Annotated in this window: 7 protein-coding genes; all 7 read right to left on the reverse strand. The window is 45.2% G+C overall.

All coding sequences use genetic code 11. The features are described from left to right. Positions 1 to 23: 23 nt before the first annotated feature. The 7 genes from NBH07_RS21355 to NBH07_RS21385 all read right to left on the reverse strand — a co-directional run bounded on the left by NBH07_RS21355 (position 24) and on the right by NBH07_RS21385 (position 12,118). Entirely contained in the window at positions 24 to 1,856 is a 1,833-nt protein-coding gene (locus tag NBH07_RS21355) for a glycoside hydrolase family 2 protein (RefSeq protein WP_156682573.1), read from the reverse strand. A 7-nt stretch (positions 1,857 to 1,863) separates the two neighbouring features. Beyond that, positions 1,864 to 3,297 carry a DUF3863 domain-containing protein gene (locus NBH07_RS21360; RefSeq protein ID WP_009016729.1) on the reverse strand — a complete coding sequence of 478 codons (1,434 nt, stop codon included), beginning with the start codon at positions 3,295 to 3,297 and terminating at the stop codon, positions 1,864 to 1,866. Then, positions 3,287 to 4,987 (reverse strand): hypothetical protein, encoded by a 1,701-nt coding sequence (locus NBH07_RS21365; protein ID WP_195319268.1) that lies wholly within the window; start codon positions 4,985 to 4,987, stop codon positions 3,287 to 3,289. The genes NBH07_RS21360 and NBH07_RS21365 overlap by 11 nt, the downstream gene beginning before the upstream one ends. A gap of 263 nt (positions 4,988 to 5,250) precedes the next feature. Then, positions 5,251 to 6,915: a RagB/SusD family nutrient uptake outer membrane protein gene (locus NBH07_RS21370; protein WP_005860183.1), complete on the reverse strand. Its 1,665-nt coding sequence runs from the start codon at positions 6,913 to 6,915 to the stop codon at positions 5,251 to 5,253. An 18-nt stretch (positions 6,916 to 6,933) separates the two neighbouring features. Further along, a complete protein-coding gene (locus NBH07_RS21375) occupies positions 6,934 to 10,374 on the reverse strand; it encodes a TonB-dependent receptor (RefSeq protein WP_009016732.1) in 3,441 nt (1,146 codons plus the stop codon). A 142-nt stretch (positions 10,375 to 10,516) separates the two neighbouring features. Then, the gene (locus tag NBH07_RS21380; protein ID WP_009016733.1) at positions 10,517 to 11,500 is read right to left on the reverse strand and encodes a FecR family protein; all 984 of its coding nucleotides are present in this window, start codon (positions 11,498 to 11,500) and stop codon (positions 10,517 to 10,519) included. Positions 11,501 to 11,575: 75 nt separating this feature from the next. Beyond that, a complete protein-coding gene (locus NBH07_RS21385; protein ID WP_005860189.1) occupies positions 11,576 to 12,118 on the reverse strand; it encodes an RNA polymerase sigma factor in 543 nt (180 codons plus the stop codon). Positions 12,119 to 12,462: the final 344 nt, after the last annotated feature.

Raw genomic sequence — 12,462 nt, forward strand, 5'->3', positions numbered from 1 at the left:
TTATCAACATTTTAGAGGATATGCTACTTTTTTCTTGTACATCTTATAACTTCCTGATTGATGTACTTAACTTTCTCCAGATCCATCTTTTCCACCTTTCGGTCATAAGTGACCAAGCCGTTTATCTCATGTTCCACATCTGTAGTCTGCGTATAGATGGCCGTGCTTAGTCCGAAATAGTTTATCATCTGCTCTAGCTCGGTAAGCATTAATACATAGGTATCAGTCAAGATTTCTCTATTCAACATCATCTCATAAGCGTCATTGCGTACAGGCCACATATGCCCACGCACAAATAGACCTTTTCCTCCGAATTCGCCAAGGGACGCAGCACGTTTATCATCGGGACGGGGGATCGCCTTAGGCTCGATCTTGCCATAATGATGCATATCCACGAAATCTCCATTTCCGGGATCTCCATAAGCTTTCCGATAGCCCGGAGCGTAATTATATCCCGACATACCGTTTACCCAACGATTCGGATCGTACTTTTTCACCCAAGCTGTGATGTCTGTCGCTTCAAAGGCTCCCCAATTCTCATTAAACGGAACCCACATCACAATAGAAGGCGAGCTGACGTGTTGGTCGATCATCACTTTCAATTCGTCACGGAACTGTTTACGAACCGCCACGGAATCCTCACCATCCGGCTCCCAAAGATTCGGCATATCTTGCCAAACCATCAAGCCAAGCCTGTCACAATGATAATACCAACGTTGAGGCTCTACTTTGATATGCTTGCGTATTACATTAAAACCCGCACGTTTCGCCAGTTCTATATCATACAACAAAGCCTTGTCGGTAGGAGCAGTAAATGCGCCATCGGGCCAATAACCTTGATCTAAAAGACCGATATGGAAAACAAACTCCCCGTTCAATAAAGGCCGAAGCACACCATCTACCTTTCCCATGCTAACAGAACGCATACCAAAATAAGAAGATACCTCATCTATTATCTCACCCTTTCGATCTTTCAACTGCAATTTCAAACCATACAAGAAAGGATCATCTGGACTCCATAGACGGGGTTCCCGGATAGGCAAGTAAAAACTCATATTGGAATTTCCTTCGGTTCTTGCCACCTCTGAATTACCATTATCCGCAATAGCCGTTACCTTTAACTCCTTATCCTCCGTATAAGCAATTACTTCCAACCGATTATTTTTTAAATCGGGCACTAGCTTAATCTGAGAAATATATTGTTTCTCTACCGGTTCAAGCCAAACGGTTTGCCAGATACCGGAGGTAAAAATATAATCTCCACGTGAGCCGTTCTTGCCCGAAGCGGCCCGGCCGTCGTTAGGATCATAAGCACCTACCACAAGGACATTTTCACCGGATTTCAAATAATCAGTAATATTTAAACTAAAAGCATCGTACCCTCCCGTATGGGTACCCACCTTCTTACCGTTGACAAACACAGACGAGATCCGATCTACAGCCCCAAAATTCAACAATACATTCCTGCCCTTCCATGCTTGAGGAACAGAGAAGCTACGCTTATACCACAGGCAAGTATCACCCCCACGGGCTATACCGGATAATTCCGATTCAGGAGGATACGGCACACGTATCTTTTCTACTTTCGCGGGAAAGACTGGAGGGGTGGTTGCCGTAACAGGATCAAGCAGGTCTTTTCCTCCCATATAATCCCATATACCATTCAGATTCAACCATTCCGAACGTGCCATCTGTGGACGCGGATATTCCGGTAAAGGAATCTCAGCCTTCAATGCCTCCTCTGTCCATGGGGTAGGCAATGTGAACTTCTCTAGGATTTGCGCCTTTACGGAGAAGAGATCTCCCCCAAAAAGAAAGGAGCAAAGAGCTAAACAAACAACGGTAATCTTTTTCATAAACCAACTATTTAAATAATTCCGGATAATATTTCCGGATCAAATCTTGATCTTCTTTCTCCAACTTATCGATCAAGACCGGCTTATCTTGCGGACGGAGGCCTTTTTGATTGATTTTGTTGATCAAGCTCCAATCCTTAGCCGGTTTCTCGGGGCTGGGATCGGCAGGTTCATGGGCTTGCAAATCATAACGGGTAAAGTCGATGACGTAAGCCGGGGAATTTTTCGTATGCCAATCACGTAATAAGGCCAAGCGGAATTCCTTATTCATAAACCATTTTATCTCCAAATTATTATAAGAGTCTCCCAAACCAGAGCCTCGTTCTACGAAGCGATAGTTCCAGTCGTCGTTCGATTTATATTGTTTTCTCCAAAGTTCGCCAAATTCTCCGAACGTAACGAAATGAGTATCCGGCCAGCGTTCCTTGGTACCCGTTACCCACATCTTCATGGCATCACAGATGAGATCCTTCCCGAACTCATGTACCATCTGCGCCTCCCAGATATTGGCGACCCAGCCAAAGCCATTCAACTCAAGACCTTTATCAAAGTGAATCGCTTCCGTGTGCATCACCTCACGATGCCCTAAGTCGAGCCCCCAACCTTTGTACGTCTCGATCGGACCGACACCTCTACGGCTGTTGTATCCATCGATACCATGTCCGGTCTGTCCACTACGGCGGGCACAGATAAAGTCCATCGTCCAGCCATCCAGATTCACGCAATCGATGAAATCGCTTTTTCCCTGCGCCGGCTTGCAGAAGTGTTCCGTCGAGGGATAGAAAGGATAAGAAGGAGAGCCGTCAGCACCACCACCGTCTATATTATGCTGGCTCCAGATCACGGCGTGCGCCACATGGATGTTCTCTTTCTCCGCCAAATATCTCAAATTATCGGCCGATAAGAAACCTCCCATAATTGATTGCGGACGATAACCATTTCCTACCATTTTAGAAATGATCTCTATCGCCTCCGACATCTCACGGTTTACCCGCTCACGGGGTAGATACATCGCCGGAAAATAACCGGGGAAATAAGTAACCTCATCCCCATATTTCTTTTGGCACTCCACTACGTAATCACGGATCTCCCGGTAATTCTTCCGTCCGTCCTCCAAGGCATTCATCGTGAATCCCCATGTAAGACGACCGTTCGGGTTATTCGTGGCGAAGGCCTCCCGCAAGGCACGTACTCCCTCAAGCGTATGCCAATCCACCTCATCGCGGGGATGTAACTTGACATCCCGGGAGACTTCCCAAGGCGTCGTACGTATCATGATACATAAGGTGACAAAACGATTTCCTTCTATCGTCAGCGGTTCCATATTCGCCGGGACGACCACAGGATCTGCCGCCCTTAATTGAAAACCACTGAGCACAGCGACCATCCATACGATCGCCCATTTTCTCCAAGCTAATATATTCATATCATTATTTCTCATGTGTACAATTTAATCTCGTATTTGTACAATCTATTACTATTTCCTGATCCGACGGAAGTATCCTAAAGGCATAATCCGAACCGGATTCAGGTTTCCTTATATGGCCTTTCTCGCAAGTGATCACGTAGTTGAAACCATCGAAGCTAGCGTTGACCGCCTTATCCTCTATAACGGTGAAAGGTAGCTCCTTCCCTGCTGCGACCTTTAGCTCTAAAGCCCATGAGAGGTCCGCCTCCTTTGACAGAGCGGCTACCTCGAAGCGGGTCTCATAGAAAGTGATCTTGAATGGATGGCCTTTTGAGTCTTCGGCGGAAACTACCAAGGTATCCTTGCCTATCTCCGTCACTACCGGATGATCCAAGGTAAGTTCCTCCTTATCTCCATCCTTGTCTAATCGGACGATCCGAAGCCCGGCACGATCGAGTCCCTCGCTCCACATGAATCCGTCCACGACGGGCAAGGTATAGAACAAGAACTGGTTCCCGTCTCCGGGCTTTTCCAGATAAGCGGACTTATAGCCTTCGTCGAAAAGATGGATATCCCTAAAGCGGAAGGTTCCCCTTTCCCACAATAAGTTCGCCCGATAATAACGGCTGTTAAACCAGACCGTCTTATTTCCTTCTCCACGGACATCCGTCAACGTAGTGACAGCCGTCGCCGGCGTAACCTTGAAGCATTCCTTGAACCACGCACCGGATTCGCCCAGCGTCTCCACCCGGATCTTATTTTCCTTCCTCAAGGAGTCCAAGATAGGGATCTGCATCTCCAGTCCCTTGCTCATATTACTCCACGTGAAAGAGTTCTCCTGTCCCGCTTGCGCATAATTGAAGGCCAGACAAGGCTGATCCACGATCGATTCCAAGAAATAATCCACCCAGCGGCGATCCATGCCCGCCTTCTCATACACGGGTTCCAAGGAGATCACCCCTTGACGCTCTTGTCCCAGACCATCATCATACTGATAAATAGGATCACTGCCCAGCATACGGAAAATAGGAACGGGGATTTGCCCCTCCTCGGTCTGCGCCGGCATATAGGCGTTTACCCGGCTCGGGTAATAGGCTTGGTTCCAGTAACCACCCCATAGGGTATAACCATCCGTCCCCACTTGGTCCTTGCAGTTGCACGACGCCACGATCTTATATTTATCGTACATATACCCCAAGGTATGCGCGTCGATAAACCAAGAGCCGATCGATTTCGGGTACGTGCCGAATATCTCCTTGAACTTCGCCATATAGACATCCACCAGTCGCTCCCGTTCTTCTTTCGTATATCCGGTGCTGAAAGCGATATTCGCATGCGAGACCCAAGAATGCTCGCCACGCCACTTGATCCCGGCGGCCTCGATCTGCGGTTGCGTAAGTTCCCACCAAGCGCCGATCTCGGAATGATCATTGAGTTTACTTTTCAACAGATCTTGGTACAATGGGTTGATCAACGCATCGTACTGCAATAAGAAGGTTGCCGGTAAATCATATTTATTCACCAATTTCACTTGCTCACAAACCGTCTCGTACAATAAACTATCAGCGTTCTCCACCCGGTAATCTGTCTGGCGGATGAAATTGATGATGTTGATAATACGGGGAGCAGCCGCACTCTCAACCGGTTTCTCTCCTGCGCTACGGCATCCCGCACAGCAGAAGACGATAAAGCATACAAGACCTATCTTCTTTATGAATGACATTCGATTCAATTTTAAATTCATTTACTCTCATAAAATATTCTAGAAATGGCATTTCACCGGTGTAAAATCATTTTTAGAGATCTAAAAAGCATTTCGCAAGGGTGCAAAGCCATTTCTTAAACCTAAAAATGGCATTTCACAAGCGCAAAGTCGTTTTTAGAAATCTAAAAGGTACTTCGCGAGGGTGAAAAGCCATTTCTTAGATCTAAAAAGGCATTTTACACCAGTGCAAGGCCATTTTTACCGGAATATAAGGCATTACCCTACCACCCCGGGTTGTTCGGAGCCAAGTTCGGGTTCAGATACAACTCATCCAACGGAAGGGAATAATAGTAATGCTTCGGGGTCACAAAGTTACGATTCTCCGCCGGTTCCACAATCAAGAAACCATTTTCGTCTGTCAAACCGGGATTTCCCTCGTTCAAGACATCCAAGTTCTCGTATTCCGAACCTTTCAGCTTAATACCTTTTATGGCACCTATCAATTCCGTCTCAGCCGTCTTCCAACGTCTCAAATCATCCCTGCGGAAGCCTTCGAACGCTAACTCGATCGTACGTTCCCGACGGATCTCCGTCCGCATATCCAACCCATTGCTCTTCACGAAAGCGTTGGTCAAAGGAGGCATCTCCACGCCTTTCCGGGAACGGATCACATTGATCGTCTTGTTCAAGATGTCATCGCTGATCGCCCCGTCTTTCTCGTAAGTGGCCTCAGCCAATATCAGCAATACCTCCGGATAACGGATGATGTGATAATCATATACATCCTTGTCAGAAGGAACGGAAGTCTCCGCCATATATTTCCACAACTTATAACCCGTACGTGTCTCGGGACGTATGGTAAATTGCGGCGGGCAAGTCAAGGCGCCGTCTTGCGGACTGATATAGTCGGTTCCGGGCATCAAGAAGGTCTGTTTCATACGAGGGTCACGATTCTCGTATTCGCTCTTGATCGTGGCATATCCCTCAAATCCGGAATTAGCGTTCTCAATTGGCAATCCCGTACTCTTACACAAATACATATCTGCCAGCTTACGGGTAGGCGTCCCTCGCCATCCCCAATATACAGGGCATGCGTCGCTATGGTGGCGGATATCCGTCTCGTACCGACTGTCGAAGATACCCTCTTTTGAATTATCGCCCGCATTGATAAACAAGTAGCGGTAACTCTCCTCACCAGAGCCTTCATATAAAGCATACTCACCACTATCGATCACTTTTGTAGCGGCATCGATCGCTTGTTGCAACAACTGCTGATAGTCCGAACGGTGCTGGTGATACTTCGCCCACGTCCCGGCAAACAAGGCAACCCTCGCTTTCAACGCCAAGGCAGCGCCTTGGGTTACACGTCCCGCCTCATCCGAGCTTAACTCACTTTGCAAGGGTAGTTTAGCATACACCTCGTTGAGTTCCGACAAGATGAAGTCTTCCACCTCCTGTTGCTTATTCCTAGAACCATACAACTCCGGGGAATCTACGGTAAGCACCTTCGTCAAGATAGGAATATCGTTGTATTTCGCCATCAACCGAAAATGCGAGTAAGCACGAAAGAAACGGGCCTCAGCCACATACCGCTCGATCTCCGAGGGATCGCCCTCGTACGTCTGGCTCTTCTCGATAATCATATTGCTCTGACGCAGGTCTATGAAAGTAGAGTCCCATAGAGCATCCGTATTCGGGGCGATCAACGTACCGTTGCTCGTCGTATTCTCGTTCAACTCATAGGCGATATCGCTATCCGTATCCTTCGTGCCGAACGTCTCGGTACGTGTGTAGAGCCAATTGACCTCTTTCTCAAAATCATCCGGGGTTTTCCAGAATAGCTCGTCCGGCATATTATCTTTTGGCAACAGGTCTATATCTTGGCAACTTGACAAGAACAAAGCGGAAACAATAAAGCTTCCCAATATTATCCGATAGTTTTTCATGACTTTTCGCTTTAATTTTTAAAATACGACATTTATACCAAATGAATAATTACGGGTAAACGGATAGGAAGTAATGCTACCGCTGTTCTCCTCCGGGTCCCAACCATTTGGCGTGTTATGTACCTCAAATAAATCCTCGCCGGAGAAATACACCCGCACCTTCTGCAAACCGGCCTTCGAGGTCAAAGTCTGCGGGATCGTATAACCGAACTGCAAGTTTTTCAAACGGGCATACGCAACGTTAAACTTCGTGTTCGTAGATACATAATAATTGTAGTTTCGTTTATCCTTCAACGTGATCGCCGGATACTGGGCATCCGTTCTTTCCGGGGTCCAAGTCTTTCCATACCAATACTCGGCGGATTGATACCATGCCTCTGGCATCGGGCATCGGCTCTCCCCTTCCAAGAACATCGTCCTACGGCCGACTCCTTGTATAAAGGCGCTCAGATCGAATCCCTTCCAAGCCATACTCAGGTTAAAGCCGAAATTATAACGCGGGTTCTTGTCACCCAAGTATTTCACGTCACCGGAGCCTTCTTTACCATCACCTAATACGGATAGCTTCCCGTCTCCATCCAAGTCCTTGTACATAGCGTCACCTACGCTCAAGTCACCCGGGATACCTCCTTCCGAGAAACGAGATTTATACGCCTCCAATTCTTGCTCATTCTGGATGATTCCATCAAATTCATATCCGAAATAGGAATTCAACGGATATCCGGTCGGAGTCTCGTTATTACCTAATTGGATCAGGTTACTTCCAACCCGATCCACGACCTTGTTTTTCGCGTCACTGATATTAAAGCGAACCGAGTAGCTGAAATCCTTGATCTGATCCCTCCAGCCTAGAGAGATTTCCCATCCATGAATACTTAAATGGCCGCTGTTCGTGCTCGGAGCGTCCGCACCTAACATAGAAGGATAGGTCTTCGGGATAAGCATGTTCTTATTCTCTTTCCAGAAGTAGTCGAACGATCCATATAAACGGTTATTGAGCGTCGAGAAATCAAATCCCACATTGGTTGTCTGGATCGTCTCCCATGTACGAGAGGTAGAAATAATATTTCCAGACGTAGCCATTTGTCCTTTTACGCCAGCCCCGAAAGGATAATAATCGTTCGATAAAGAGATCAATTGAATATAATCATACAATCCGATACCGGACTGATTACCCATCTCTCCGTAAGAAGCTCTTACCTTCAAGTCCTCGAACCAACCTAACCGTTTCATGAAACCCTCTTCTCCGACACGCCAAGCCGCGTTTACACCCGGGAACCATCCCCAACGGTGATCCGGATCAAAGCGGGAACTACCATCCGCACGGATCGTTCCTTCGATGACATATTTATTGGCAAACGTATAATTCACTCTGGAAAAGAAAGAATTAATCGTCCACTGATTTCCCTCGCTCCAAGCGTTTTGATCTTGGGCGCTACCCAATTGCAAAGACATATTTTCTTGTTGGTCGAAGTTAATACGCTTCGCCGTGAACCGATCATAGTTCTCAGACTCATGGGAAGTACCGACCATCACGCTTAAATCATGCCGGTCATTGAAGTTCTTTTTATAATCAGCATAGAGCGTGAAGTTCTTGGATAAAGTTTTCTGGTAACGACGCTCCGCACTATTCGGCGTACGTTTCTCCCGAACCTCGTTATTATCCCAATCGTAATTGATGATTTTCTTGTTCGTCACGTTCTCATCCTGATCATACTTGCGGATCACGGCTTGTCCCACCAATTGCAATCCGTCGATCACCTTCCAGCGTAATTGGTTGTTGACCGTTATATTACCTGTAGTCTTATTCACCATGCCTCCCTCTTCCAATACTTGGGCCGGATTATCGAAACCCTCGAATGTATAGAAAGTTCCCGACGGATTGTACATCGGAGTCCAAGAGCGAGTCTTATAAATCAGTTCCCATATATTTTGTCCTTCCGTCAAACCCGAGGAATAGTCCCTGTTGCTTGCCTCATAAGCTAAATTAAGATCGTAAGTCAAGTTCTTGAAGATCTCGACGCTCGATTTAGCACGTACGAAGTAACGCTTGTTCACATCCTCACCAAATTTAGGGATACCTTCCTCCCGCTGATGGCCTAAAGACAACATATACGAGTATCTCTCTCCACCACCGGAGATATTGACATTGTAGTTCTGCATATTGCCATTGCCAATAAGCATATCATTCCAGTCTTGATCCTTGAAGAATTGCGGATAACCGGTCCAACGCCCCCATTCCGCATCGGGCAATACCAGATCACTATTCTGCCGGATCAATTCCAATTGGTCTCTCGTGTATTCCGGAGTGAATGATCCATCCGTGATCTCCAAGGCCATCTCCGCATGTTGTAATAGATTCGCAGGTTTCCTTAACAACGCAGGAGTCTTAATAGAGTAATATGCATCAAAAGCAACAGATGTCTTCTGATTGCGCTTACCACTTTTCGTTGTCACCAGAATAACACCATCCGAGGCACGAGCACCGTAAATAGCGGCCGTACCATCTTTCAATACGGAAATATTCTCGATATCGGAAGGGTTGATCATATTAATATTTCCCTCCGCTCCATCAATCAAAACAAGGGGAGTACCACCGTTGATAGAAGAGACATCACGAACCTTCATGGTCATGTCCGAACCCGGAGCGCCTCCAGTACGTGTAATCGTCAAGCCGGGTACTTCTCCCTGCAAAGCCTGAGCCGCATTCTGAACCGGACGAGACTCAAACGCTTTCGCGTCGGCCGTAGATACGGCACCACCCAAGTTCGCTCTTTTTACCGTACCGTAACCGACAACCACAACCTCATCCATCTGCAAGGCATCTTCCCGTAACTTCACGTTCAAATTCGCTTCCTTGCTGGGACGCAATTCCGTCATGGCATATCCGATGTAAGAGATTTGAAGGACACCGTTTTCCGATACCTCTATCGTAAACTTTCCATCAAGGTCCGTAACCGTTCCGTTGGTAGTACCTTTCTCAACTACGTTCGCACCGATAATAGGTTCTCCATTCTCGTCGGTCACTACACCTTGCACTAAATTCTTCTTTTGCAAAACGGCTTGTGAGGAAGGGGCAGTTTTCTCGTTTTTTGTAGAGGGATTAATCAAGATGAAATTATTCTCCGTAATCTCATACTTTACGCCTTCCCCTGCAAAAAGACGCTTCAAAATGGTTTCCACCGTCTGCTCTTTCACATGTACAGATACTTTTTTATTCAGGTTAACCTTCTCGCTCTCGTAGATAAAACGGAAGCCAGACTGTTTCTCTATCCTGAAAAGAACCTCTTTTATTGTCTGGTTATTAACGTCCAAAGACAACTTTGTCTCTTGCGAATAGACAGAGGCCGAGATCTGAAGTGAACATGCGATAGAGAATAATGTCGTCAATCTCATAATAGACAAAGTTTTTTTAAGGACCGGAGACTCTTCCGGCCTTGCTATATTCCAAAAATTCATATATTTGTAATTCGATTGTTTGTTAACACTAGTGTTACGAGCACTAATTTTAATGATCAAAAAGATGACGGGGAATGTTCCAGCATTTCCCGTTTTTCATGTGTATTCATGCGATTCTTGTTCTTTACTTCATAGGCAGACTTTATTTAGAGGTTATACTTATATTTTTTCCTTTCACGTTATAACTTATATCACTCAATCGGGATAGTACACCCAATATATCCGTTATGGTTTCCTCCTGTATGACTCCATCGTAATGTATGCTATTCCCCAAATCCTTTTGAAGATGGATGGTTACATCGTACCTCCTCTCCAGATATTTACAGACGGAAGCTAGCGGCATATGATCCATATAGAGTTTATCTTCCAGCCAACTGTACGAATGAGATAACACGCCCGATACCGGTCTCATCCGGTTGGTTTGCTTATCGAAAACCGCCATGTCTCCGGCGTTCATTAGTAATTTCTCATTCCCATGATCCAGCTCGATACAACCTTCCACCAACGAGGCTTCAACTGTTTTTTCATCCGTGTACGCTTGCAAATTAAAAGAAGTACCATGTACCTTTAAGCGCAATCCATTGTTCATCTTGATCACGAACGGTATCTTGTTCTTCGAGACATCGAAGAAGCCCTCTCCTTGGAAATTCACTTCCCGGATCTTCTCCTTCGCGTTATAGGAATACGTAATATCAGATCCAGAATTCAGCTTAACAACGGAACTATCCGGCAAGACCACCTCCGATCGGCTTCCGTAATCAGCGGTCATTCGAACCAACATTTCCGGCTGTTTATCAAATACTCCCATTTTCGAAAAACCGAGGACAAGCAATAAAGTAGCTGCCACTCCTGAAATAATATATCCGATATTCACCAAGCGTTTCCGCTTATTATATCTCTTCTTATTGATACGATCGATCTTATCCCATGCGTATTGAGCATTAAAAGTTTCTTGCTCCAGATAAGAGCCTGTTTCTTTCCAGATCTCTTTATACCGTTTAAAATCTTCTTGATTAGACTCATCCTCAGCCAACCATTCATCCAGAACCGGATCCACGATCTCCTCATTCATCCTCTCCGATAAATGGTCAACGATGTGTTCTCCTATTTGCTTTTTCTTCTCCATGAGTCTAGTCTTTATTTAAATGACACCACAAATAAAAAAAGGTCCTATACGAACCTTGAAAATTTTCTCATTATTCTATACCTCCTTCATCTCCAGACATTCCTTCAACTTCTGTAAAGACATCCATATTTGATTTTTAATTGTTTTCACGGATATAGATAGTTTCTCCGATATTTCTTTCTGCTTCAACCCTTTTACCCTGTGAAGAAGTAACACTTCTCTACTCCGACCCGGCAAATGGTCTATACAATCATAAAGAGCGATCCTAAACTCTTCTGTTTCCAGTTGATTATCCTCATAGGATAGAAGTAATAAGTCTTGATTCTCTGATAAACTTCCCGTCTGCACCTTTGATCGGATAAAGTTCAAGGCCAGATGTTTAGCCATCCGATATAAATATCCTGATACATTTTCCTTTATCTCTATTCTCCCCCTATTTTTCCATAAATTCAAGAAAAGCTCTTGAACAACATCCTCCGCATCATTTCTATCCATCAATAGACTATACACATACTGACAAAGACGCCCGTAATAACGATCAAACAGTTTATTATAACTGATATAATCATTATTTCCGATCGCTAGCATTAAGACCTTATCGGCATGAACTTCCTGCATATAATCTTCATTTATCATGAATATTCACAATCGTCTTTACAGGTAAAAGAGTTTCGGCAAGACTATGGCTAACAAAAAGAAGAACGAAGATATAAAGCGAACAAATTCAGTTTGTAACCGAAGTTTAAAAAGATGCTTAGTAAAGAGATCTGAGATTTCAGGAAAAGGAGAACTGGATTATAAATATATGTGGTAGAATAATTTACAGTTTATCAACAAAACCATAGTCTTGCCGAGACTCAGTTGAAATAGATCTCAGAAGGATATTTTACAAGAAATTAATCCTGCCTTTCCACAAATCTCCTGTGACGCAAAAGTAGGAAAATTATTATTTGATTGATTAT

The organism is Parabacteroides sp. B2-S-102, assembly GCF_023656665.1.
GTDB classification, from domain to species: Bacteria; Bacteroidota; Bacteroidia; order Bacteroidales; family Tannerellaceae; genus Parabacteroides; species Parabacteroides distasonis.

Bases quoted from the DNA above. Each gene is read 5' to 3' on its own strand.
- NBH07_RS21365 (WP_195319268.1), bottom strand. From the start codon at position 4,987: ATGTCATTCATAAAGAAGATAGGTCTTGTATGCTTTATCGTCTTCTGC.
- NBH07_RS21375 (WP_009016732.1), bottom strand. From the start codon at position 10,374: ATGAATTTTTGGAATATAGCAAGGCCGGAAGAGTCTCCGGTCCTTAAA.
- NBH07_RS21380 (WP_009016733.1), bottom strand. From the start codon at position 11,500: ATGGAGAAGAAAAAGCAAATAGGAGAACACATCGTTGACCATTTATCG.
- NBH07_RS21355 (WP_156682573.1), bottom strand. From the start codon at position 1,856: ATGAAAAAGATTACCGTTGTTTGTTTAGCTCTTTGCTCCTTTCTTTTT.
- NBH07_RS21360 (WP_009016729.1), bottom strand. From the start codon at position 3,297: ATGAGAAATAATGATATGAATATATTAGCTTGGAGAAAATGGGCGATC.
- NBH07_RS21385 (WP_005860189.1), bottom strand. From the start codon at position 12,118: ATGCAGGAAGTTCATGCCGATAAGGTCTTAATGCTAGCGATCGGAAAT.
- NBH07_RS21370 (WP_005860183.1), bottom strand. From the start codon at position 6,915: ATGAAAAACTATCGGATAATATTGGGAAGCTTTATTGTTTCCGCTTTG.